The 23,541-nt window shown below is 72.7% G+C and carries 24 protein-coding genes; 3 read left to right on the forward strand and 21 right to left on the reverse strand.

Going from position 1 to position 23,541, the window contains the following annotated elements:
* Window positions 1-4: 4 nt before the first annotated feature.
* The 6 genes from rpe to def are packed head-to-tail and all read right to left on the reverse strand — an operon-like array spanning window position 5 to window position 5,087.
* On the reverse strand, window positions 5-664 hold the full coding sequence (rpe, locus tag VFV67_RS19305; RefSeq protein WP_326472019.1) for a ribulose-phosphate 3-epimerase: 660 nt from the start codon (window positions 662-664) through the stop codon (window positions 5-7).
* Between the two features lie 38 nt (window positions 665-702).
* A complete protein-coding gene (locus VFV67_RS19310; RefSeq protein WP_326471838.1) occupies window positions 703-1,680 on the reverse strand; it encodes an asparaginase in 978 nt (325 codons plus the stop codon).
* Window positions 1,677-2,180 (reverse strand): flavoprotein, encoded by a 504-nt coding sequence (locus VFV67_RS19315; RefSeq protein WP_326471840.1) that lies wholly within the window; start codon window positions 2,178-2,180, stop codon window positions 1,677-1,679. The genes VFV67_RS19310 and VFV67_RS19315 overlap by 4 nt, the downstream gene beginning before the upstream one ends.
* Window positions 2,177-3,604: an RsmB/NOP family class I SAM-dependent RNA methyltransferase gene (locus VFV67_RS19320; RefSeq protein ID WP_326471841.1), complete on the reverse strand. Its 1,428-nt coding sequence runs from the start codon at window positions 3,602-3,604 to the stop codon at window positions 2,177-2,179. Before VFV67_RS19320 ends, VFV67_RS19315 begins: the two co-directional genes overlap by 4 nt.
* Entirely contained in the window at window positions 3,601-4,527 is a 927-nt protein-coding gene (gene fmt / locus VFV67_RS19325; protein ID WP_326471842.1) for a methionyl-tRNA formyltransferase, read from the reverse strand. Before fmt ends, VFV67_RS19320 begins: the two co-directional genes overlap by 4 nt.
* Window positions 4,527-5,087 carry a peptide deformylase gene (gene def, locus VFV67_RS19330; protein ID WP_326471843.1) on the reverse strand — a complete coding sequence of 187 codons (561 nt, stop codon included), beginning with the start codon at window positions 5,085-5,087 and terminating at the stop codon, window positions 4,527-4,529. The genes fmt and def overlap by 1 nt, the downstream gene beginning before the upstream one ends.
* Before the next feature lie 129 nt (window positions 5,088-5,216).
* Here def and VFV67_RS19335 point away from each other — a divergent pair, with 129 nt between their 5' ends.
* The gene (locus VFV67_RS19335) at window positions 5,217-5,795 is read left to right on the forward strand and encodes an RNA polymerase sigma factor (RefSeq protein WP_326471845.1); all 579 of its coding nucleotides are present in this window, start codon (window positions 5,217-5,219) and stop codon (window positions 5,793-5,795) included.
* Window positions 5,792-7,063 carry a hypothetical protein gene (locus tag VFV67_RS19340; protein ID WP_326471847.1) on the forward strand — a complete coding sequence of 424 codons (1,272 nt, stop codon included), beginning with the start codon at window positions 5,792-5,794 and terminating at the stop codon, window positions 7,061-7,063. The genes VFV67_RS19335 and VFV67_RS19340 overlap by 4 nt, the downstream gene beginning before the upstream one ends.
* On the opposite strand, the gene VFV67_RS19345 is transcribed toward VFV67_RS19340, so the two are convergent.
* The 13 genes from VFV67_RS19345 to pyrR form a co-directional block, all read right to left on the reverse strand.
* Window positions 7,056-9,050 (reverse strand): primosomal protein N', encoded by a 1,995-nt coding sequence (locus VFV67_RS19345; RefSeq protein WP_414636293.1) that lies wholly within the window; start codon window positions 9,048-9,050, stop codon window positions 7,056-7,058. The two genes, VFV67_RS19340 and VFV67_RS19345, sit on opposite strands and share 8 nt — an antisense overlap.
* A gap of 63 nt (window positions 9,051-9,113) precedes the next feature.
* Window positions 9,114-9,509 (reverse strand): DUF5313 family protein, encoded by a 396-nt coding sequence (locus VFV67_RS19350; protein ID WP_326471849.1) that lies wholly within the window; start codon window positions 9,507-9,509, stop codon window positions 9,114-9,116.
* A gap of 87 nt (window positions 9,510-9,596) precedes the next feature.
* Window positions 9,597-10,778, reverse strand: a complete 1,182-nt coding sequence (gene metK / locus VFV67_RS19355) for a methionine adenosyltransferase (protein ID WP_326472022.1) — start codon at window positions 10,776-10,778, stop codon at window positions 9,597-9,599.
* 76 nt (window positions 10,779-10,854) lie between these two features.
* Window positions 10,855-12,090 (reverse strand): bifunctional phosphopantothenoylcysteine decarboxylase/phosphopantothenate--cysteine ligase CoaBC, encoded by a 1,236-nt coding sequence (gene coaBC, locus VFV67_RS19360; protein WP_326471851.1) that lies wholly within the window; start codon window positions 12,088-12,090, stop codon window positions 10,855-10,857.
* A 7-nt stretch (window positions 12,091-12,097) separates the two neighbouring features.
* Window positions 12,098-12,388: a DNA-directed RNA polymerase subunit omega gene (rpoZ, locus tag VFV67_RS19365; RefSeq protein WP_326472024.1), complete on the reverse strand. Its 291-nt coding sequence runs from the start codon at window positions 12,386-12,388 to the stop codon at window positions 12,098-12,100.
* Between the two features lie 15 nt (window positions 12,389-12,403).
* On the reverse strand, window positions 12,404-12,985 hold the full coding sequence (gmk, locus tag VFV67_RS19370) for a guanylate kinase (RefSeq protein ID WP_326471853.1): 582 nt from the start codon (window positions 12,983-12,985) through the stop codon (window positions 12,404-12,406).
* Window positions 12,982-13,299 carry an integration host factor, actinobacterial type gene (gene mihF / locus VFV67_RS19375; protein WP_325159329.1) on the reverse strand — a complete coding sequence of 106 codons (318 nt, stop codon included), beginning with the start codon at window positions 13,297-13,299 and terminating at the stop codon, window positions 12,982-12,984. Before mihF ends, gmk begins: the two co-directional genes overlap by 4 nt.
* A gap of 181 nt (window positions 13,300-13,480) precedes the next feature.
* The gene (gene pyrF, locus VFV67_RS19380; protein WP_326471854.1) at window positions 13,481-14,284 is read right to left on the reverse strand and encodes an orotidine-5'-phosphate decarboxylase; all 804 of its coding nucleotides are present in this window, start codon (window positions 14,282-14,284) and stop codon (window positions 13,481-13,483) included.
* Complete coding sequence (carB, locus tag VFV67_RS19385; protein ID WP_326471856.1) at window positions 14,281-17,583, reverse strand: carbamoyl-phosphate synthase large subunit; 3,303 nt, start codon at window positions 17,581-17,583, stop codon at window positions 14,281-14,283. The genes pyrF and carB overlap by 4 nt, the downstream gene beginning before the upstream one ends.
* Window positions 17,576-18,706, reverse strand: a complete 1,131-nt coding sequence (gene carA, locus VFV67_RS19390; RefSeq protein ID WP_326471857.1) for a glutamine-hydrolyzing carbamoyl-phosphate synthase small subunit — start codon at window positions 18,704-18,706, stop codon at window positions 17,576-17,578. The genes carB and carA overlap by 8 nt, the downstream gene beginning before the upstream one ends.
* Complete coding sequence (locus VFV67_RS19395; protein WP_326471858.1) at window positions 18,703-19,992, reverse strand: dihydroorotase; 1,290 nt, start codon at window positions 19,990-19,992, stop codon at window positions 18,703-18,705. Before VFV67_RS19395 ends, carA begins: the two co-directional genes overlap by 4 nt.
* Window positions 19,989-20,933 carry an aspartate carbamoyltransferase catalytic subunit gene (locus tag VFV67_RS19400; RefSeq protein WP_326471860.1) on the reverse strand — a complete coding sequence of 315 codons (945 nt, stop codon included), beginning with the start codon at window positions 20,931-20,933 and terminating at the stop codon, window positions 19,989-19,991. Before VFV67_RS19400 ends, VFV67_RS19395 begins: the two co-directional genes overlap by 4 nt.
* A gap of 94 nt (window positions 20,934-21,027) precedes the next feature.
* Window positions 21,028-21,627, reverse strand: coding sequence for a bifunctional pyr operon transcriptional regulator/uracil phosphoribosyltransferase PyrR (gene pyrR, locus VFV67_RS19405; protein ID WP_326471861.1), 600 nt, complete (start codon window positions 21,625-21,627; stop codon window positions 21,028-21,030).
* Window positions 21,628-21,887: 260 nt separating this feature from the next.
* Between pyrR and VFV67_RS19410 the strand changes: the two genes are divergently transcribed.
* Window positions 21,888-22,376 (forward strand): transcriptional regulator, encoded by a 489-nt coding sequence (locus VFV67_RS19410; RefSeq protein WP_325159347.1) that lies wholly within the window; start codon window positions 21,888-21,890, stop codon window positions 22,374-22,376.
* A 57-nt stretch (window positions 22,377-22,433) separates the two neighbouring features.
* On the opposite strand, the gene VFV67_RS19415 is transcribed toward VFV67_RS19410, so the two are convergent.
* A complete protein-coding gene (locus VFV67_RS19415) occupies window positions 22,434-22,640 on the reverse strand; it encodes a DUF397 domain-containing protein (protein ID WP_326471863.1) in 207 nt (68 codons plus the stop codon).
* 9 nt (window positions 22,641-22,649) lie between these two features.
* Window positions 22,650-23,528 (reverse strand): helix-turn-helix transcriptional regulator, encoded by an 879-nt coding sequence (locus VFV67_RS19420; RefSeq protein ID WP_326471864.1) that lies wholly within the window; start codon window positions 23,526-23,528, stop codon window positions 22,650-22,652.
* Window positions 23,529-23,541 lie beyond the last annotated feature (13 nt).

A 23,541-nucleotide genomic window follows, 5' to 3' on the forward strand; every position in this document is an offset into this window, starting at 1 on the left:
TCCTTCAGCTCCGCCCGGATGCTCCGGCCGCCAGCCGCCGCAGTTGCGCCACCGTCTTCGCCGGGTCCGGCGCACCGTAGACCGCCGACCCGGCGACGAAGCAGTCCACTCCGGCCTCGGCAGCCCGCTCGATGGTCTCCTCGTTGATCCCGCCGTCGATCTCGACCAGCACGGTGAGCTCGCCGCTGTCCACCAGCCGGCGGGCGGCGCGCACCTTCTCCAGGACGTCCGGGATGAACCGCTGGCCGCCGAAGCCGGGCTCGACCGACATCACCAGCAGCGTGTCGTAGTGCCGCAGCAGCTCGACGTAGGGCTCCAGCGGGGTGTTCGGCTTCACCGACAGGCCGGCGAGCGCCCCCGCGGCGCGCAGGTCCTTCGCGATCTTGACCGGGTCCTCGGCCGCCTCAACGTGCACGGTCACGTTGTGCACCCCGGCCTCGGCGTAGCGCACCGCCCAGGTGTCCGGGTCGTCGATCATCAGGTGGCAGTCCAACGGGATGTCGGTGACCTTGCGCAGGGCCTCGACGACCGGAAGGCCGATGGTGAGGTTGGGCACGAAGTGCGCGTCCATCACGTCGACATGCAGCCAGTCGGCCCCGCGCACGGCCGCGACCTCGTCGGCGAGCCGGGCGAAGTCCGCGGACAGGATGCTCGGCGCGATCATCGGTCCGTCACTCACACCGTCGAGCTTATTCGCTCGGCTCACCCGAACCGCTCGAACGTTGCGGTGATGCCGGCTCGACTCGCGCCGTCGGCGAGCAGAAGGTGAAGTAGCACCCGGGCCTTGTACGGGTCGAGGAAACCGGACGGGATCAAGCCGCGGCCGATCAGGTCCAGCTCCGAGCCCGGATACGAGTAGGTGTGGGTGAGCATCGCCCCGGCTCCGGCGCGGGAGGCCAGCACCACCGGGATGCGCGCGGCGAGCGCTGTGACGTCCGGCACCACGCCTTCCGGCACGTGGCCGGCGCCCACTCCGGCCAGCACCAGGCCGTCGAAGCCGTCGCCGACCCGGCGCAGCAGCTCGCCGTCGTCACCGAGCGCCATCGGGACCACGCCCACCCGGATCCGGGTCAGGCCGGCGCCGATCGGCAGACAGTGCCGCGGGCCCGGCGTGGTGAGCAGCCGGGGCACGCCCTCCACGACCAGGCCGAGCGGGCCGAACCCGGGCGAGACGAACGCGCCGGTGCTCGCCGTGTGGGTCTTGCGGACCAGCCGGGCGGCGTGCACCTCGTCGGAGAACACGACCAGCGCGCCGAGGCCGCGCGCGGCGGGGCTGGCCGCCACCTGGATCGCGGCCAGCAGGTTGGCCGGGCCGTCCGGACCGGCCAGGCTCGGGTGGCGCATCGCGCCGGTCACCACGACCGGCTCCGGCCCGGGCACCGTGAGGTCGAGGAAGTACGCCACCTCCTCGAGGGTGTCGGTGCCCTGGGTGACCACCACGCCGCCGGCTCCGGCCGCGATCTGCTCGGCGATCGCGGCGGTCAGCCCGGCCAGGTGCGCGAAGGTGATCGACGGGCTGGGCAGCGACCACAGGGAGTGGGTGGTGATCTCCACGCCGAGGTCGGCCAGGCCCGGGACGACGGCGAGGACGTCGGCGGCGGTCAGCGTGGGCACCACCCCGCCACCGCCGTCCGGCGTCATCGCGATCGTGCCGCCCATGGCGATCACCGCCACCTTCACGGCAACTCCAGCAGATCCAGCAACGGCTCCCAGGGTGCGTCGGCCGGACCGTCGTCGACGAGCACGCCGGCCGCGCGCAGGGTGGCCAGGTGGCCGGGGAAGGCCGGGTGGTGGCGCTGGTTGTCGTCGGCCTGCGGGCGGACCACCATCGGCAGCCGGGCGCCGAGCGCCTCGCCGAGCGCGGTGAGCGCCTGGTTGTCGGCGATCCCCACGGCCAGTTTGGCCAGCGAGTTGGCGGTGGCCGGGACGAACAGGAACGCGTCCGGCATCGGGTAGGGCTTGGGCTCGGTGGGCAGCCGCGAGGTGCTGCGCACCGGCAGCTCGGTGAGCGTCTGGAGCCGGTCCAGCTCCCCGGCCGCGGCCAGCCAGTGCGCCGCCGTCGGCGTGACGGTGATCGCCAGCCGCCAGCCCCGGCGGGCTGCGGGCCCGGCCAGCTCGAGCCGCAGCCGGTCGGTCATCCCCCAGCCGGCCGAGGCGACCAGCCCGAGCGTCGCGGTCACCGTTGGAGCAACGCGCAGAACATCGCGTCCGTGCCGTGCCGATGCGGCCACAGCTGCGCGTACGGGCCGTCGCCGAGACCGGGCAGGTCCGGCAGGAACTCCCGGACGTCCAGCGGGGTCACCCCGGTCCGGCGGATCACGTCGGACACCACGCCGACGGTCTCGGCCAGGTGCGGCGAGCACACCACGTAGGCCACCACGCCGCCGGGCCGCACCAGTTCTACGGCCGCGCCGAGCAGCTCGCGCTGCAACCGGGTCAGCTCGCCCACGTCGGAGGGCTGGCGCCGCCAGCGCGCCTCCGGCCGGCGGCGCAACGCACCGAGGCCGGTGCACGGGGCGTCGACCAGCACCCGGTCGAAGCCGCCGGGCAGCCCGCTGTCCCGGCCGTCCGCGACGTGCACGGTGACCGGCAGGCCGTCGGTGGCCTGCTCGACCAGCTTGGCCCGGTGCGGCGTCTTGTCCACCGCGTCCACCGTGCCGCCGTTGATCGCGGCCAGCGCGCCGAGCAGCGCGGCCTTGCCGCCCGGCCCGGCGCACAGGTCCAGCCAGCGCAGGTCCGGCCCGGCCAGCTCGGGGCGGGTCAGCGCGAGCGCGCACAGCTGGCTGCCCTCGTCCTGCACCGCGGCCAGCCGTTCGCGGACCGGGCCGAGCTGGCCCGGATCCCCCGCTCCCGGCTCCAGCCGGACCCCGTAGGGCGAGTAGGGCGCCTCCTCGCCGCCGGTCATCGCGGCCAGCTCCTCGGCGCTCACCTCGCCGGGCCGGGCCACCAGGTGCACGGCCGGCCGCTCGTTGTCCGCGGTCAGCGCGGCGGCGAGTTCTTCCCCGGTGTCGCCGAGCGCGTCGGCGAACGCCCGGGCCACCCAGCGCGGGTGCGCGGTGCGCACGGCCAGGTTGCCGACCGGGTCCTGTTCGGGATCCGGGGCGAGCTGGCGGATCCAGGTCTCCTCGTCCTGTTCGGACACCTTGCGCAGCACCGCGTTGGCGAACCCGGCGACCCGGGAGCCCAGCTCGGCGCGCACCAGGTCCACTGTGGACCCGACCGCGGCGTGTGGCGGAATCCTGGTGCGCAGCAGCTGATAGCAACCCAGCCGCAGCGCGTCCAGCAGCTGAGGCTCCACTTTGGACAGCGGGCGGTCGATGCATTCGCCGAGCACCTGGTCCAGCAGGCCGGACATGCGGCACGCGCCATAGGCCAGCTCGGTGGCCAGGGCCGCGTCCCGGCCGGTGATCCGCCGCTCCCGCAACAGCTGCGGCAGCAGCAGGTTCGCGTAGGCGTCCCGGTGCCGGACCGCGCGCAGCGTGTCCAGTGCCGCCTGGCGGGCCGGGTCGTCGGCCGGCGGCCGGCGCGGCTGGTCCGCGCGCCGCGGCGGATGCGGTCCGCGCGGCCGGGACGGCCGCGCGGAGCGGCGGCCGGCCTCGCTCATGTCAACCTCTCCCCCGGCTCGATCCGCACGCCGCGGGCCCAGTCCGTGGCCGGCATGCGCTTCTTGGCCTGAGCCTGCACCTCGCCCAGCCGCACCGGCCCGGTCGCGGTGCCGACCAGCACCTGCCGGCGCTCCACCCGCAGCTCGCCGGGACCCAGTCGCTCGGCGTCGGCCTGCGCCACCGGACCGAGCTTGATCCGCTCGTCGCGGAAACCGGCCCAGGCGCCGGGATCCGGGGTCATCGCCCGGACCAGCCGGTCCACCGCCAGCGCCGGCAGGGCGAAGTCCACCCGCGCGTCCTCCACGGTGACCTTCGGCGCGTAGCTCGCCCCGTCCGGGATCTGCTCCTTCGGTTCCAGCAGGCCGCCCTCCACACCGTCCACAGTGGACAGGAGCAGATCGGCGCCGGCATCGGCGAGGCGGTCCAACAGATCACCCGCGGTGTCACCGGGCCGGATCGGCTCGGTGAGCACCCCGAACACCGGCCCGGCGTCCAACTCCTTGACGATCCGGAACGTGCTCGCCCCGGTGATCTCGTCGCCGGCCCGCACCGCCGCCTGCACCGGCGCCGCGCCCCGCCAGGCCGGCAGCACCGAGAAGTGCAGGTTGATCCAGCCGTGCGGCGGGATGTCCAGCGCCGCCTGCGGCAACAGCGCGCCGTAGGCCACCACCGGGCAGCAGTCCGGGGCCAGTTCGCGCAGCCGGTCCAGGAACGCCGGGTCGGACGCCTTACGCGGGGTGAGCACCTCGATGCCGTGCTCGTCGGCCAGCGCGGCCACCGGCGAGCGGACCACGTGCCGACCCCGGCCGGCCTGCGCGTCCGGGCGAGTGACCACGGCAAGCACCTCGTGCCGGCCGGAGTCCAGAAACGCCCGCAACGACGGCAGCGCCGGCGCCGGCGTCCCGGCGAACACCACCCGCATCAGGATCTGCCCACCGTCTCCCCGCCGAACAACGGGTGCGGGCTCTCCTTGATCGTCGGCAGGGTGCCGTCGAACCAGTCGGCCGCCCGGATCGCCTTCATCGCCGCCTTGCGGGTCTCGGCGTCGAGCCGGTCGACGAACAGCACCCCGTCCAGGTGGTCGGTCTCGTGCTGGATGCACCGGGCCAGCATGTCGCTGCCGCGCACCTCGATCGGCTCGCCGTGCATGTCCCAGCCGCGGGCCACCACGTCGCGGTGCCGCCGGCAGTCCCAGTACATGCCGGGAATGGACAGGCAGCCCTCCTCGCCGTCCTGGTACTCCTCGCCGAGCGCCGTCCAGGTCGGATTGACCAGGTGGCCGGCGGCGCCGTCGCAGTGGTAGGTGAACACCCGCAGGCCCACGCCCAGCTGCGGGGCGGCCAGGCCGGCTCCGCCCTGCGACTCCATCGTTTCCCACAGGTCCCGGACCAGGATGGCCAGTTCCTTGTCGAAGTCGACCACCTCGGCCGCCGGGGTACGCAGGACCGGGTCCCCGAAAAGCCGGATCGGTTGAACGGTCACGGAACTCCCTCGAATCGCAGTGGATCGGCGCCCAGTCTAGGCACCGCCCGGCCGAGATCGCCGCAACAGTCACGGCGCAGCGGGCACATCCAGGTATGAGAACCTCGACGGATCCAACTGGGAGTGCGAATGCCGGCCCAGCCTGACACCGTGCCCGCCGCAACCAGCGACGGCACGCTGTGGACCCGCGCGGCGGGCGGCGACCGGTCCGCGTTCACGGAGCTGTTCGAGCGGCACGCCGAGGCGGTGTGGAACCACGCCTACCGGTTGACCGGGTCGTGGAGCCGCGCCGAGGACCTCGCCTCCGCCACGTTCCTCACCGCGTGGCGGCGGCGGGGCTCGGTGACGCTGGTCCGGGACAGCGCGCTGCCCTGGCTGTACGCGGTGGCCGCCAACCTGGCCCGCACCGAGTACCGCAGCAGCACCCGGTTCCTGCGCGCGGTGCGCAGACTGCCGGCGCCTGACGCGGTCACCGACCATGCCGACGCCGTGGCCGACCGGATCGACGACGAGAACCGGCTGCGCGCCGTGCTGGCCGCGATCCGCACCCTGCCCAAGGCCGAGCGGCAGGCCGTCGAGCTGTGCCTGCTCGGCGAGCTGAGCACGGCCGACGCCGCGGAACTGCTCGGCGTGGCCGAGGTCAGCATCCGCTCCCGAATCTCCCGGGCCCGGGCCCGGCTGCGCACCCAGTTGGAGGACACGCCATGACCGACCTCGACGAGTCGACCCTGCCCCCGCGCCGCCCGCTGCCCGACGAGGTGCGCGACCGGATGCGCGTCACCGTGCTGGCCGGCGGGCGCCCGGCACACTTCCGGCCGAACCGGACCCGCCGGCCACTCGCCGTGGCCGCGAGCGTGATCGCACTCATGGCCGGCGCCGCGGTTGCCGTACAGACCGTGACCGGCCCAGACGAGATCACCGGGGACCAGCCCCCACCGCTGGACCGGGCCACCGCCGACGCCAACCTGGACCGGTGCTGGCGGGCGCTGGCCGACAAGCAGCGCACGGTGCCCGGCCGCGACACCTGGATGCCGGTGCTCATGGTCGCGAACCGCGGTATCACGGTGACCGCCGCTCGGGCTGCGGGCAAGCCGCTGTTCTGCGAGACCACCGGCACCACGGCCACGGTCTCGGACCCGAACGCGGTCCCGCACCCCATCGAAGACACCGGGACCGCCGCCATGCTGGTCGGCAGCGCCGGCTCGGTCAGCGGCGTCGTCGATCCGGAGTGGCGGCAGCTGGCACTGGAAGTCAAGACGGAAGGCCCCGGTAAGCCGGTCGCGCTCACCGGAACCGTGATCAAGGACGGGCTGTTCGTCGGCTTCGCCCCAATGACCTTGGGCCGCCCCACCGATCGGATTCGCGCCCTGCGGGAGGTGCCAGGGCGGCCGAGCCCGGAGTATCCCTGGCAGGACCTCCCGGCAGCGCCGGACCCGCTCGTGCCGAACGCGGTGGACGCCGTGCCGCCCCCGGTCGACCGAACCGCCGAGATGGCCGAGGTGTTCGACGACTGCAAGAGGGGGTCCAACGGGTCGTTGGACTGGACCGGCTGGGAGCCGGTGGCCATCGCCGGCACCGCACCCAACCGAACCCTGCTGCTGAGGTCCGGTCTGCGGATCATGAAATGCACCATCCATCCCTCCAGCTGGGACGGTTACGACGGCCCGGGCTACACGTACGGGCCGTGGCCGCACGGCACCATCGCGCCGGCCGAGCCACTGTCGTACGTCACGTGGGAGTCGGTCGGCCCCGAGCAGGCGGTATTCGGCCTGCTCCGGTCGGACGTTGCGACGATGGAGCTGATCGGACCCGGCGGTTTCCCGATCAATGTGCCGATCGAGGGGGGATATTTCACCGTGACCTTCCCGACGTTCGGCATCTACGGGCCGGAGCTGACTGTGGTGCTCAGAAACGGCTCGGGCACCGAGGTTCACCGCGGGCCGCTGCCCGTCATGGCCGACACCATGACTAGATGAGCTCGAGCGGATCGAGCTGGACCCGGAGCGGGTCCAGCTCCTTCCGCGCGGTGCGGACGGCCTGGGTGGCGGCGAGGGCGGCGGCCAGGGCCCGGCCGTCCGGGCGGGCCACCCGGAGCAGGGCGCGCTCGCGTTCCGGGTCACCGGCCTGGTGGTCACCGCCGAGCGGGACCGGGCCGAGGATCTCGCCGGAGGTGGGGAGCGACAGCTCGTCCAGGAACGCGGCGACCGCATTGGGCGGGCCGTCCACGGTGGCCATCCGCACGGCCGGCGGGAAGCCCAGCTCGGTGCGGGCGGCCAGCTCCTGCGCCGCGTGCCAGGCCGGGTCCCAGCGCACCAGGGCCTGCACCGGGGCCAGCGCCGACTCGGCCAGTACCACCACCCGGCCCCCGGCGGCACCGGGGCGGACCAGCGCGGCCGCCGCCATCCAGCGGCGCAGCGCCTCCTCCGCGGCGCGCAGGTCGGCCCGGCCGAGCAGGGCCCAGCCGTCCAGCAGCAGCGCGGCACCGTAGCCGCCGGCGGCCACCGGCTCCGCGCCGGGTGTGGCCACCACCAGCGCCGCCTTTCCGTCCACTTCGGACAGGACGTGGCTGGCGCCGGAGGTGAGCACCGGGACATCCGGAAACGACCGGCCCAGTTCCTCGGCGGTGCGCCGGGCGCCGACCAGCACCGCCCGCAGCCGCCGGGAGCCGCATTCGGTACACCGGAAGGTGGCGTCCGGGGCCCCGCACCAGCGGCAGTACGGGGGGCTGGGCATTCCGCCGGACTCGCCGCCGCGCAGCGCCAGCGGGCCGGCGCAGCGGCGGCACCTGGCCGGCGCACGGCAGGTCTGGCAGGACAGCGCCGGGACGTAGCCGGCCCTGGGCACCTGCACCAGCACCGGCGTCCCGGCGGCCAGCGCGCCGCGGGCCGCGTCGAACGCCACCGACGGGATCCGGGCCGCTCGCGCCGCCGGGTCCCTGGCCAGTTGGGAGTCGTGCTCGCCGATCGCGGTGACCCTCGGCGCGGCGTCCCGGACCGTGTCCCGAGCGGCGACGATCTCCGGCGCCCAACCCGAGTCGACCAGCAGCTGCGCCTCCGCGGTGCGGGCGAACCCGCCGACCAGCATCGCCGCGCCGGACAGGTGGGCCCGCTGCACCAGCACGTCGCGCACGTGCGGATACGGCGAGCGCGGCTCGGCGTGCAGGTCGTCCCCGTCGTCCCAGACCGCGAACACCCCGGGCCGCACCAGCGGGGCGAACGCGGTCGCCCGGGTGCCCACGACGATCCGGGCGGCACCGCGCAGCGCGGCCAGCCAGCGCCGGTACCGCTGGGCCGGGCCCAGGTCCGCGGACAGCGCGACCACCGCCGGCTCGCCGGCCAGCGCCACGCACGCCGCGTGCAGCCTTGCCACGTCCCGGTGGTCCGGAACCACCAGCAGCGCGCCCCGGCCGGTTGCCGCCGCGGTGGCCGCCACCTCGGCCAACCGGGCCGGCCAGTCCTCGTCGGGCAGCGCCTGCCACACCGCCTGCGCCCGGCGGCCCTCGCGCAGCGCGTCCAGGAACGCGGATCCGCGCGGGTAGCGCCGCCAGCCGTCCGCGGCGGGGGGGTCCGGCGCCGGGGGCGGTTCGGCCGGCGGCTCGGCCTCGACCCGGGCGTGCCGGGGCGGCACGGCCAGCCGCAACACGTCGATCATGGTGCCGCCGTACCGGTCGGCCACCGCCCGGGCCAGCGTGGCGATCTCCGGTGCGAGCACCGGCTCGGCCGACACCACCCGGTCCAGGAACTCCAGCCGCCCGGTGTGCTCGGACTCCTCGACCCGGTCCAGCAGGAACCCGTCGACGCGCTGTCCGGCGAACCGCACGCGCACCCGGCAGCCGGGCACCGCGGTGGCATCGAGCTGCTCCGGCACCAGGTAGTCGAACGGCCGGTCCAGGTGGGCGAGCGGCACGTCCACCTGCACGCGCGCGACCGGCAGCGTCGCCGCGGGTTTCCGCTCGCCCTTCACGACGCCGCCTCCGCGGGAGAGAGCACGTCGGCGGTCACGACGCCGGTCTACCAGAACGACCCGTCAGACATCCGGCTCGGTGGTGTAGTACGCCGCGTACATGGCCGCCAGCTCGGACCGCTGGGCGCCGCTGGACTCCTCCCGGATCTTGCGGTTCAGTCCGACCGGGAACCCCTGCCGGATCAGCCGGCGCTCCGAGGCGTCCTCGATGAAGGCCAGCGAGAAGAACAGCCCGACCGACACCCCGGTCACGACCATCCAGATCCGCAGGGTCAGCGGGATCGGCAGCAGCAACAGCAACAGCCACACGGAGTGCTGCACCATCGCCCGGCACAGGTGCCGGAGCACCCAGGTCGGGGCGGTCAGGTCGTAGAGCACCCACTCGCGGTACTCGTCGGGCAGCCGGCCACCGACCGCGTACCACAGCCAGCGGATCGGACCTGGGCGACTGCGCCCCATCTCTGCGACTCTACTGCCGGCGATCGACGCGGACCGGCCGAGCGGAAAGCCGCGCCGGTTGCCAACGGCGCGGCTTTCCGTGGCGGTTCAGGCGCCCGCGGCGCTCTTCAGCGCGTCGGCGCGGTCGATGCGCTCCCACGGCAGGTCCAGGTCCGGCCGGCCGAAGTGCCCGTAGGCCGCGGTCTGCGCGTAGATCGGACGCAGCAGGTCCAGGTCGCGGATGATCGCGGCCGGGCGCAGGTCGAACACCTGGGTGATCGCCTGCTGGATCTTGCTCGGATCCACGGTCTCGGTGCCGAACGTCTCCACGAACAGGCCGACCGGGGCGGCCTTGCCGATCGCGTAGGCCACCTGCACCTCAACCCGCGAGGCCAGGCCGGCGGCCACGGTGTTCTTGGCCACCCAGCGCATCGCGTAGGCCGCCGAGCGGTCCACCTTCGACGGGTCCTTGCCGGAGAACGCGCCGCCGCCGTGCCGGGCCATCCCGCCGTAGGTGTCCACGATGATCTTGCGACCGGTCAGCCCGGCGTCGCCCATCGGACCGCCGATGACGAACCGGCCGGTCGGGTTGACCAGCAGCCGGACGTTGGTCGTGTCCAGCTCCAGCTCGGCCAGCTCCGGGGCCATGACCTGCTCGCGGATGTCCACGCCGAGCAGCCGGTCCAGGTCGATGCCGTCGGCGTGCTGGCTGGACACCACCACGGTGTCCAGGCGCACCGCCTGGTCGCCGGCGTACTCGATGGTCACCTGGGTCTTGCCGTCCGGCCGCAGGTAGGGCAGCACACCGTTCTTGCGGGCGTTGGTCAGTCGCCGGGACAGCCGGTGGGCCAGCGCGATCGGCAGCGGCATCAGCTCGGGCGTGTCGGTGCACGCGTAGCCGAACATCAGGCCCTGGTCGCCCGCACCCTGCCGGGCGATCTCATCTTCGGCCAGCTCCACCCGGGACTCGTAGGCGGTGTCCACGCCCTGCGCGATGTCCGGGGACTGCGCGCCGATCGCGATGTTCACCCCGCACGAGTTGCCGTCGAAACCCTTCGCCGAGGAGTCGTAGCCGATCTTGAGAATGACATCGCGCACGATGGTCGGGATGTCGGCCCAGGCTTCGGTGGTCACCTCGCCGGCGACGTGAACCTGGCCCGTGGTGACCATGGTCTCCACGGCGACTCGGGAGCGGGGGTCCTTGGCGAGCAGAGCGTCCAGGATGGAGTCGCTGATGGCATCGCAGATCTTGTCCGGATGGCCCTCGGTCACCGACTCTGAAGTGAACAATCTGGACGTCACGACAGCAAACCTACCTAACTTCGTTTGAGTACCGCTGGACCTGCGGAACAGCTGGTGACAACCCCTATTGCAGCTCACCGTTGAGCAGACCGACCACCGCGTCCCACACCTCGGACGACAGTTGGGCCTTCGAGCCGAGTGCTATCGGCCGTTCGGTCCCGTCCGTGGATAGTAGCCACCCGGCGTTATCTTCTGTCTCGAAGGCTTTCCCCTCGCCGACAGCGTTCACCACCAGTAGGTCGCAGCCCTTGGCCCGGTGTTTCACCCGGGCATGTTCCAGCACGTCAGCGGACGTGTCCCCGGTCTCAGCGGCGAATCCGACGATGACCTGGCCGGGGGTGCGGGCGGCCACCAGCTCGACCAGGATGTCGGGGTTGCGGGTGAGCGCCAGTGGGTCCGGGTCCCGCCCGGTTTTCTTGATCTTGTGCTCGGCCCGGTGCGCCGGCCGGAAGTCGGCGACGGCCGCGGCCATCACGATCACGTCCGCGTTCGCCGCGCTCTTGTGCATCGCCTGGCGCAGCTCCTCGGCGGTGCTCACCCGCACCACCTCGGCACCGGCCGGATCGGGCAGCGCGGCGGTGTTCGCGGCGACCAGCGTCACGGTCGCGCCGCGGGCCACCGCGGTCCGGGCCAGCGCCCAGCCCTGCTTGCCGGACGAGCGGTTGCCCAGGTAGCGGACCGGGTCCAGCGGCTCCCGGGTGCCGCCGGCCGAGATCACCACCCGCCGGCCGGCCAGGTCCCTTGGCAGCGCGTCGGCCCGGGCGAGCAGCAGCCGGGCCAGGTCGACGATCTCGACGGGGTCGGCCAGCCGCCCCTTGCCGGTGTCCACGCCGGTGAGCCGTCCGCTGGCCGGCTCGGTGACCACCACCCCGCGGCGGCGCAGCGTGGCCACGTTGTCCTGGGTGGCCGGGTGCTCCCACATCTCGGTGTGCATGGCCGGCACCATCAGCACCGGGCACCGGGCGGTGAGCAGCGTGTTGGTGAGCAGATCGTCGGCCAGCCCGTGCGCGGCCTTGGCCAGCAGGTCGGCGGTGGCCGGGACGACCAGCACCAGGTCGGCGGCCTGCCCGATCCGCACGTGCGGGACCGCGGGCACGTCGGCGAACACGCCGGTCTGCACCGGGTTTCCGGACAGCGCCTCGAAGGTGGCGGCGCCGACGAACCGCAGCGCGGCCTCGGTGGGGACGACGCGGACAGCGTGGCCCGACTCGGTCAACCCACGCAGGACCTCGCAGGCCTTGTAGGCGGCGATTCCGCCCCCCACGCCCAGAACCACGGCGGGGCGGGCCGCCGGCGACATCAGGCCGTCACTCGCCCTCGGTGTGCTCGAGCAGGCCGGAGTGGATCTCGCGCAGCGCGATGGACAGCGGCTTCTCCCGCGGGCCGGGCTCGACCAGCGGCCCGACGTACTCGAGCAGACCCTCGCCGAGCTGCGCGTAGTAGTCGTTGATCTGGCGCGCCCGCTTGGCGGCGTAGATCACCAACGCGTACTTCGAGCTGACCTTGTCGAGCAGGTCGTCGATCGGCGGGTTGGTAATGCCCTCGAGGGTGTGCCCGGTCGGGTCACCCAGTGCGCCCAGCTCGGTGGGGGTGATCACTCGCAACGCTCCAGCTTATGTGGGGGGATCAGCTGTCAACAAGGTTAGCAAGTCCTGGGCGGCGGTCCGGACGTCGGTGTTCACCACGACCTCGTCGAACTCGTCCTGCGCGGCGATCTCCTCCTTGGCCGTGCGCAGCCGCCGGTCCACCACCTCGGGTGGTTCGGTGCCCCGGCCGGTCAGCCGCTCGACCAGGTGGTCCCAGCTCGGCGGGGCGAGAAACACCAGCAGCGCCTCCGGCGCGGCCAGTCGCAACGCGCGCGCACCCTGGAGATCCACCTCGACCAGCGCCGGGAGACCGGCGGTCAGCCGGTGCTCGATCGGCGCCCTCGGGGTGCCGGAGCGGTGGATGCCGCCGTGGATGTTCGCCCACTCCAGCAGCTCGCCCGCCGCGACCATGCGGTCGAACTCGGCCGGACTGACGAAGTGGTAGTCCCGGCCGTCGACCTCGCCGGGGCGTTGCTCCCGGGTGGTCACCGAGACGCTGAACCACAGTTCGGGATGCAGCGCGCGCAACTCGTGCACCACGCTGCTCTTACCTACACCAGAGGGGCCGGCCAAGACGACGAGCCGGCCCCGCTGCTGCGCACGATTCACTCGCCGCCAAACTCCGCGAGCAACGCCTTGCGCTGACGGTCGCCGAGACCGCGAAGGCGACGGCTAGGAGCGATCTCAAGCCGCTCGATGATCTGCTGGGCGCGCACCTTGCCGACGCCCGGGAGGGCTTCCAGCAGGGCGGTGACCTTCATCTTGCCCAGGACCTCATCGTTGTCAGCCTTGGCCAGCACGTCCTTGAGGGTGGTGCCGCCTCGCTTCAGGCGCTCCTTGAGCTCTGCCCGGGCGCGTCGGGCGGCAGCCGCCTTCTCCAGCGCTGCGGCCCGCTGCTCCTCGGTCAGCTGGGGAAGGGCCACGATTTCCTCCGTGGGGGTGATCTCTATGGGTGGATCGGTGCAGCGACGTTACCGACCTTGGATAGTCCAGGACAACGCGGGTCCCGATAGTGCGTTCCGTAACCCTCGCCTCCCAAAAGGTAACTCTATGTGCCGATTCTGCTTCGACCTGCACGAATGAGTGATACCCGGTTAATCAAACTCAAAGCATGGCCGCGAGGGAATCCCGAACATTGAGCACGGCTGACCGCAATGCGTCCGGATCCGGACCATGTCGCAGCACCGCCCGGGACGTCGAGGCCAACACCTGGGGCAGGTTCGCGCCGAACGCCGCGCGCAGATCGGCCACGGTGCCGCCCTGGCTGCCGAACCCGGGCGCCAGGATCGGCCCGCGCAGCTCGGACAGGTCCAGGCCGGTGGCGCCGAGGTTGGCCCCGACCACCACCCCGACCCCGCGCGCCGCCGCCGCGTCGACCACCGCCTGCGCGACCGTCCGGCCATCCGGCCCGGCGGCGTGCTGCACCTGTGCCCCCTCCGGGTTGGACGTCCTGGCCAGCACGAACACCCCGCGCCCGGTCCGCTCGGCCAGCTCGATGGCCGGGTCGAGCGAGCCGAACCCCAGGTAGGGCGAGAGGGTGACCGCGTCGCCGGCCAGCGGCGAGGAGTCGCCGAGGTAGGCCGCCGCGTAGGCCGCCATGGTCGACCCGATGTCCCCGCGCTTGACGTCCACCAGGACCAGCGCGCCGGCGGCCTGTGCCGCCGCGATCACCCGCTCCAGCACCGCCACCCCCGGCGAGCCGAACGCCTCGAAGAACGCCGACTGCGGCTTGACCACGGCGACCTCGCCGGCCACCGCGGTCACCGCGGTCAGCGCGAACCGCTCCAGCCCGCCCGGGTCGACCGGCAGCCCCCAGGCGGTCAGCAGCTCCGGGTGCGGGTCGATGCCCACACACAGCGGCCCGCGCCCGGCCACCGCCGCGCCCAGCCGGTCGTCGAACGGGGTCACCGGCGGGTCCGCAGGGCGGCCTGCAGCTCCTGCAGCGACTCGACCCCGATGTCCTGGCTGATCAGCGCCTCGATGCCGTGCACGGCGGCGGCGGCGCCCTGCACCGTGGTCACGCACGGGATGTCCCGATACACCGCGGCGGTGCGGATCTCGTAGCCGTCCAGCCGGGGCCCGTGGTTGCCGTACGGGGTGTTGATCACCATCTGGACCTCGCCGTTCTTGATCAGATCCACGATGTTGCCCGGCCCCTCGAAGTGCTTGCGCACCACCGTGCACGGGATCCCGTTGCGGCGCAGGACCTGGGCCGTCCCGGCGGTGGCCAGCACCTCGAAGCCCAGGTCGGCCAGGCGCTTGACCGGGAACACCATCGCCCGCTTGTCCCGGTTGGCCACCGAGACGAACACCTTGCCGCAGGTCGGCAGCGAGCCGTACGCGGCCGACTGCGACTTGGCGAACGCCTTGCCGAACGAGACGTCGATGCCCATCACCTCGCCGGTGGACTTCATCTCCGGGCCGAGCAGCGAGTCCACCCCGTGCCCCTCCGGGGTGCGGAACCGGTGGAACGGCAGCACGGCCTCCTTCACCGCGATCGGCGCGTCCGGCGGCAGGTCGCCCCCGTCGCCGTGCGCCGGCAGCAGGCCCTCCTCGCGCAGCTCGCTGATGGTCGCGCCGAGCATGATCCGCGCGGCCGCCTTGGCCAGCGGCACCGCGGTCGCCTTGGACACGAACGGCACCGTGCGCGACGCCCTCGGGTTGGCCTCGAGCACGTAGAGCACGTCGTCCTTGAGCGCGTACTGGACGTTGAGCAGCCCGCGCACCCCGATGCCCCGGGCGATGGCCTCGGTGGACCGGCGGATGACGTCCATGTCGGACCGGCCGAGCGTGATCGGCGGCAGCGCGCAGGAGGAGTCGCCGGAGTGGATACCGGCCTCCTCGATGTGCTCCATCACTCCGCCGATGACCACCTCGACGCCGTCGTGCAGGGCGTCCACGTCGATCTCGACCGCGTCGTCCAGGAACCGGTCGACCAGGACCGGGTGCTCCGGGGAGACCTCGGTGGCCCGCTTGATGTAGCCGGCAAGGGACATCTCGTCGTAGACGATCTCCATGCCGCGCCCGCCGAGCACGTAGGACGGGCGGACCAGGACCGGGTAGCCGATCTCGTCGGCGATCCGCTTGGCCCCGGCGAACGAGGTGGCCGTGCCGTACCGGGGCGCGGGCAGGCCGGCCTGGGTGAGCAACTCGCCGAACGCGCCGCGGTCCTCGGCCAGGTGGATCGCCTCCGGCGGGGTGCCAACCACCGGCACCCCGGCCTCGGCGAGGCGCCGGGCCAGCCCGAGCGGCGTCTGCCCACCCAGCTGCACGATCACCCCGGCGACGGTGCCGGACTGCCGCTCGGCGTGCACCACCTCCAGCACGTCCTCGAAGGTGAGCGGCTCGAAGTAGAGCCGGTCGGCGGTGTCGTAGTCGGTGGACACCGTCTCCGGGTTGCAGTTGATCATCACGGTCTCGAACCCGGCCGCCCGCAGCGCCATCGCGGCGTGCACGCACGAGTAGTCGAACTCGATCCCCTGGCCGATCCGGTTCGGACCGGAGCCAAGGATCAACACCTTGGGCCGGTCGCGCTGCTCGGCCACCTCGGACTCGGCGTCCGGGTCCAGCTCGTAGGCCGAGTAGTGGTACGGGGTGCGGGCGGCGAACTCGGCGGCACAGGTGTCCACGGTCTTGAACACCGGCCGGATGCCCAGCCGGTGCCGCAGCGTGCGCACCCCGTCCTCGCCGGCCAGCTCCGGGCGCAGCGCCGCCACCTGCCGGTCGGACAGGCCCGCGCGCTTGGCCACCCGCAGCATCCGACCGTCCAGCACCGGCTCCGCGATCACCTCCTCGCGCAACTCCACCAGCGCGGCGATCTGGTCGACGAACCACGGATCGATTCCGGACGCCTCGGCCACCTCGGCCACGCTCGCGCCCAGCCGCAGCGCCCGCTCCACCGTGTACAGCCGGCCGTCGTGCGGGATGCGCAGCGCGTCCACACAGGACTCGCGGTCGACGCCGGCCGGGTCCGGCCTGGTCCAGAACCCGCTGTCCTTGGTCTCCATCGACCGCAGCGCCTTGCCAAGCGCCTCAACGAAGTTGCGGCCGATCGACATCGCCTCGCCGACACTTTTCATGGTCGTGGTCAGCGTCGGGTCCGCACCCGGAAACTTCTCGAAGGCGAACCGCGGCACCTTCACCACGACGTAGTCCAGCGTCGGCTCGAAGCACGCCGGGGTCTCGCCGGTGATGTCGTTGCGGATCTCGTCCAATGTGTACCCGATGGCCAGCTTGGCGGCGATCTTGGCGATCGGGAAGCCGGTCGCCTTGGAGGCCAACGCCGAGGACCGGGACACCCGGGGGTTCATCTCGATCACCACCAGCCGGCCGGTGCGCGGGTGCACGGCGAACTGGATGTTGCACCCGCCGGTGTCCACCCCGACCTCGCGCAGCACCGCGATCCCCACGTCGCGCATGTGCTGGTACTCCCGGTCGGTCAGGGTCATCGCCGGCGCCACGGTCACCGAGTCCCCGGTGTGCACGCCCATCGGATCGACGTTCTCGATCGAGCAGACCACCACCACGTTGTCGTGCTGGTCGCGCATCAGCTCGAGCTCGAACTCCTTCCAGCCGAGCACGCTCTCCTCGATCAGCACCTCGGTCACCGGGCTCTCGACCAACCCGGCCGCGGCCAGCCGCTCCAACTCGTCGTCGGTGTGCGCCATCCCCGAGCCGAGGCCGCCCATCGTGAACGACGGCCGGATCACCACCGGCAGCCCGAGCTCCTTGACCGCGGACCGGACCTGCTCCATCGACCGGCACACGGCGCTGCGCGGCACCTCCGCGCCGACCGCCCGCACGATGTCCTTGAACCGTTGCCGGTCCTCACCGCGCTGGATGGCCTCGATGTCCGCGCCGATCAACTCGACGTCGTACTTGTCCAACACCCCGCGCTCGTGCAGCGCGACCGCGGTGTTCAGCGCGGTCTGCCCGCCGAGCGTGGCCAGCAGCGCGTCCGGTCGCTCCCGGGCGATCACCTTCTCCACGAAGTCAGGGGTGATCGGCTCGATGTAGGTGGCGTCGGCGAACTCCGGGTCGGTCATGATCGTCGCCGGGTTGGAGTTGACCAGCGTGACCCGCAGCCCCTCCGCGCGCAGCACCCGGCAGGCCTGCGTGCCCGAGTAGTCGAACTCGCACGCCTGCCCGATCACGATCGGCCCGGAACCGATCACCAGCACGTGCCGGATGTCGGTGCGCCTAGGCATCCCGCGACCCCCGCTCCATCAGCCCCAGGAACTCGTCGAACAGCAGCGCGGCATCGTGCGGTCCGGCCGCCGCCTCCGGGTGGTACTGCACTCCGAAGGCCGGCACCTCGAGGGCCCGAACGCCCTCCACGCACCCGTCGTTGGGGCAGTAGTGGCTCACCGTCGCCGGGCCGAACGGGGTGTCGAACCGCTCCCCCGCCTCGCCCTCAAGCGCGAACCCGTGGTTCTGCGCGGTGATCGCCACCCGGCCGGTGGCCGTGTCGATCACCGGGATGTTGATCCCGCGGTGCCCGTAGCGCAGCTTGTAGGTGCCCCGGCCGAGCGCGCGGCCGAGGACCTGGTTGCCGAAGCAGATCCCGAACAGCGGGATCCGCCGCTCCAGCACCGATTTCGTCAGCGCCACCGCGTGGTCCATCGCCGCCGGGTCGCCCGGTCCGTTGGACAGGAACACCCCGTCCGGCTCGACCGCGAGCAGCTCGTCGGCGGTGGCCGAGGCGGGCAGCACGTGCGTCTCGATGCCGCGCGCGGCCAGCATCCGCGGGGTGTTCGACTTGATGCCGAGGTCGAGCGCGGCCACCCGGAACCGGACGGTGCCGACCGCCGGGACCACGTACGGCCGGGCCGTGCTGACCTCGCCGGCCAGGTCCGCGCCGAGCATCGGCGGGCCGCCGCGCACCTGGTCCACCAACGTGTCCACATCGGCGAATGCGGAGCCGGAGAACACCCCGGCGCGCATCGCCCCGCGTTCCCGGATGTGCCGGGTCAGCGACCGGGTGTCCACCCCGGCGACGCCGACCACGCCCTGCCGGGCCAGTTCGTCCGGCAGCGAGCGCCGGGACCGCCAGTTGGACGGCACCCTGGCCGGGTCCCGCACCACGTAGCCGGCCACCCAGATCCGGCCCGACTCGTCGTCCTCGTCGTTCCAGCCGGTGTTGCCGATCTGCGGGGCCGTGGCCACCACGATCTGCCGGTGGTAGGACGGGTCGGTCAGGGTCTCCTGGTAGCCGGTCATCCCGGTGCAGAAGACCACCTCGCCGAGCGTGCTGCCGGTGGCCCCGAACGCCTCGCCGCGGAACACCCGGCCGTCCTCGAGCACCAGCGCCGCAGGAATCCGAACGGTCATGAGAGCACCTTCCCGTCGTGCGCGGTGATCCGACCACGCAGCAGCGTGGTGACCACCCGGCCGGGCAGCCGCATGCCCTCGTACGGAGTGTTGCCGGCGATGCTGGCCAGCTCGACGCCGCGCACCGTCCAGCTCGCGTCCGGATCGACCAGGGTCAGCGTGGCCGGTTCGCCGGGCTCGAGCGGGCGGCCGTGGTCGGGCAGCCCGGCGATCTCGGCCGGCCGCTCGCTCATCACCCTGGCCACCCCGCGCCAGTCCAGCAGGCCCGGCCGGACCATGGTTTCCACCACCACCGACAGCGCGGTCTGCAGGCCGAGCATGCCGGGCCGGGCCGCCGACCACTCACAGTCCTTGTCCTGCGGCGCGTGCGGGGCGTGGTCGGTGGCCACGCAGTCCAGCACGCCCTCGGCCAGCGCCGCGCGCAGCGCCTTGGTGTCGGACAGTGCCCGCAGCGGCGGGTTGACCTTGTTCACCGGGTCGAACGTGGTCAGCCGGTCCTCGTCGAGCAGCAGGTGGTGCGGGGTCACCTCGGCGGACACGCCGATCCCCTGGCCCTTGGCCCAGCGCAGGATCTCGGCCGCCCCCGCGGTGGACACGTGGCAGACGTGCAGCCGGGCCGCGGTGGCCCGGGCCAGCAGGCAGTCCCTGGCCACGATCGCCTCCTCGGCCACCGCCGGCCAGCCGGCCAGGCCCAGCCGGGCGGCCAGCTCGCCGTCGTGCGCCTGGGCACCCTCGGTCATCCTCGGCTCTTCCGCGTGCTGGGCGATCACCGCGTCCAGCGCGGTGCAGTACTCCATCGCCCGGCGCATCAGCAGCGGGTCGGCCACGCAGTGCCCGTCGTCGGAGAACATCCGCACGCCGGCCGCGGACCGGGCCATCGTGCCCAGCTCGGCGAGCCGCTCGCCGGCCAGGCCGACGGTGACCGCGCCCACCGGGTGCACGTCGACAAGGCCCACCTCGCGACCGCGCCGCCACACGTGCTCGACCACCACGGCGTTGTCGGCCACCGGGTCGGTGTTGGCCATGGCGAACACGGCGGTGTAGCCGCCGAGCGCCGCGGCCGCCGAGCCGGTGGCGATCGTCTCGGCGTCCTCCCGGCCCGGCTCCCGCAGGTGGGTGTGCAGGTCGACGAACCCGGGCAGGGCGACCAGCCCACCCGCGTCGATCACCTCGGCCCCGGTCGCGTCCAGGCCCGCGCCGAGCCCGGCGATCAGGCCGTCGCGGACCAGCAGGTCCACCGGGTCGCCCGCGCCGTAGGGCCGGACCCCGCGCAGCAGCACCGTCACGGCTTCGCCTCCTCGTGCGCGAGCAGGTGGTAGAGCACGGCCATGCGCACGTGCACGCCGTTGGCGACCTGCTGGGTGATGGCCGCGGCCGGGGAGTCGGCCACGGCGGCGGCGATCTCCATGCCGCGCAGCATCGGACCCGGGTGCAGCACCACCGCGTGCTCGGGCAGCAACCGCATTCGGGCCTCGGTCAAGCCGTAGCCGATCGAGTACTCGCGCGCGGACGGGAAGAAGCCGCCGTGCATCCGCTCGGCCTGCACCCGCAGCATCATCACCGCGTCCACGCTGGGCAACTCGGCGTCCAGCTCATGACTGACCGCGACCTTGACCCCGTCCAGCCAGCGCCGCAGCCCGGCCGGCACCAGCGTCGGCGGGGCGACCAGCACCACCTCGGCGCCGAGCGTACGCAGCAGGTGCAGGTTCGAACGCGCCACCCGGCTGTGCAGCACGTCGCCGACGATCGCCACCCGGCGCTCGGCGATGCCGCCCAGCCGTTCGCGCAGCGTCGCGGCGTCCAGCAGCGCCTGGGTCGGGTGCTCGTGCGTGCCGTCGCCGGCGTTGATCACCACGGTCCTGGTCTCGGCGAGCCAGCCGGCCAGCCGGTGTGCCGCGCCGGAGGCCGGATGTCGGATGATCACGCAGTCGGCGCCGGCCGCGGCCAGCGTGAGCGCGGTGTCCCGCAGCGACTCACCCTTGTCGACCGACGAGCCGCCGGCCGAGACGTTGATCACGTCCGCGCTCATCCACTTCCCGGCGATCTCGAACGAGACCCTGGTGCGGGTGGAGTTCTCGTAGAACATCGTCACGACGGTGCGGCCGCGCAGCGTGGGCAGCTTGCGCACCTCCCGGCCGAGCAGCGTGCGCTTGAGATTGTCCGCGGTGTCCAGCACGGCGGTGGCCGTGTCGGCATCCAGCCCCTCGGTCGACAGCAGATGTTTCATGCCGGCACCTCGCAGGCTCGGTGCCGTCCAATCCGCCGCCTCGCAGGCTCGGCGGCGGGACTGTGCCCAATGGCTCGCTCGCAAGCTCGCTCGCTCATGCGGAAACCTCGCTCGGTCGGCGCAGCAGCACGGCATCCTGGCCGTCGATCTCCTCGATCAGCACCGCGATGTCCTCGTCCCGGGCGGTCGGCACGTTCTTGCCGACGTAGTCCGCCCGGATCGGCAACTCGCGGTGGCCGCGGTCGATCAGCGCGGCGAGTTGGACCGCGCGCGGCCGGCCGACGTCGCGCAGCGCGTCCAGGGCGGCCCGGACGGTGCGGCCGGAGAACAGCACGTCGTCGACCAGGATCACCAGCGCCTCGTCGATCCCGGTGTCCGGCACGGCGGTGGCCAGCAGCGGCCGGGTCGGCCCGCGCCGCAGGTCGTCGCGGTAGAGCGTGACGTCCAGCACGCCGGTGGGCAGTCGCGCCCCGCTGAACTCGGCGACCAGCGCGGCCAGCCGGACGGCCAGCGGCGCTCCCCGGGTCGGGATACCGAGCAGGACTACTCCCGGTGGGCCGGTCGACTCGACACCGATGGCCGTCTTCTCGATGATCTGATGGGCCATTCGGGCGACGGTGCGCGCGACATCTCCGGGTCCGAGTAGCTGACGCTGCCCGGCCGGGTCCGTCGCGCCACGTGTGCGCGGCGCCACGGTCTGCCTCCTTCCCCGCCTCACGGGACGGGTCGTTAAAGGATGCTCTCCCTACCCCACCTGGGGTTTCACCGAGCCTATCAAGCCGGATCCGGTCCGGCCGGCAGGGCGCGGCGCGTCGGATTCGTTATCTGCGGACGCCGGATCAACTTGACCTGGTGACAACTCTGGGTAACCATTACTCTGCGTGTTGATCTGAGGCTAACCCGCGGCAGTCCCACAGAGCCGGCCGTCGGGGCGAACGATTGGAGAATCGCCACATGGGCGACTACGCCAAGGCCCTTGGAGGCAAACTGCGGGGCATCCGCCAGCAGCAGGGTTTGTCCCTGCACGGGGTGGAGCAGAAGTCGGGCGGCCGGTGGAAGGCGGTCGTCGTCGGGTCCTACGAGCGCGGCGACCGCGCGGTGACCGTGCAGAAGCTGGCCGAGCTGGCCGACTTCTACGGGGTGCCGGTGATGGAGCTGCTTCCGGAGGGCCGGGTTCCGTCCGGCGCCGAGCCGGCGACCAAGATCGTCATCAACCTGGAACGGCTGCAGCAGCTGCCGGCCGAGAAGGTCGGCCCGCTGGCCCGCTACGCCGCCACCATCCAGAGCCAGCGCGGCGACTACAACGGCAAGGTGCTCTCCATCCGCACCGAGGACCTGCGCTCGCTGGCGATCATCTACGACATGACTCCTGGCGAGCTGACCGAGCAGCTGATCGACTGGGGTGTCCTGCCGCCGGAGGCGCGCCCGTCCAAGGAGGACTGAGCCCACGACGAAGGGGCCCTTCGCCGGATGGCGAAGGGCCCCTGTTCCACTTCCGACTCAGACCGGGCGACCGGCCCGAGCGATGAACGAACGCCAAGCGTCCGGGCGGACCCAGAACGCGCCCCCAGCCGGGTTCTTGGAGTCCCGCACGCCGACCGCCGCCGTGCCGAAGCGGACCTCGACACACGTGTCGTTGCCCGCAACGCTCGCGGTGCTCTTGAACCAACCGGTGCTGTCCCGGTGCGCAGGTTGTTGATCTTTCACGCGCACAGGCTAACTCGCCGAGCCGACCTGTGCCAGCAGAGTGGCGATCATGGCCCGGGACTCGTCCGGGGGCATGGCGAGATCCCGCACTCGAGCGAACGCCCGGGCCAGCCGTTCCGTGTCATCCGGATCGTCCAGATAAGTGGACGGTCCATACGCGACCGGAAGAAAGCCGATCGGGTGCTGCTGGGCTCCGAGCCGCAGCAGGATCAGGCCGGCGCTCGGAGCCGGGTTGTGCGAGGCGGTCGAGGACAACACCTGGATGCTGACATTGGGCCATTCGTCCAGCAGGGACAGCAGGTGCTCGAGTTGCCGGCCCATCGTCCGCGGGTCGCCCACCTCGGTGCGCAGCGCGTCGTCGGTGATCACGAACCGCATGATCTTGGCCGGCCGGGCCTGCAGGATGGTCCGCTGGCGTTCCAGGTGGAAGGTCACCCAGTTACGCCGCTGCTCCCAGGACGGCCCCCACCAGATCCCCTCGGTGTCCGCGACGATCGCCTCGAAGTACTCCGGGATCTGCAGCAGGCCGGGGATCACGCCACGCTCGTACCAGTCGATCTCGGCGGCCATCGACTGCAGGTCGATGATCCGCTCGAAGACGGTGGGCAGCAGGTCGGTGTAGGGCCGGCGGGTGGGCCGCTTGCGCGCTTCGGCGCCCAGCGCCAGCAGCCCGGACTTCTTGCTCGGGTCGGCGCCGAGGAAGTCCAGCAGCCGGGCCAGTTCCTCGGCGGTGAGCGTGCCCTTGCCGTCCAGCACGTTGATCAGCCGGGCCCGGCTCTTGCCGATCGCCGCCGCGGTCTCGTCCAGGGTCTTCTTCGACTCGGCGCGCAGCCGCTTGAGTGCTTCGCCGAGGAACAGGCGGGGCACGGTGAGCACACCGGCAGCCATCTCGTCCTCCAAG

It is taken from the genome of Actinophytocola sp. (genome assembly GCF_035762905.1).
GTDB lineage: Bacteria > Actinomycetota > Actinomycetes > Mycobacteriales > Pseudonocardiaceae > DASYTH01.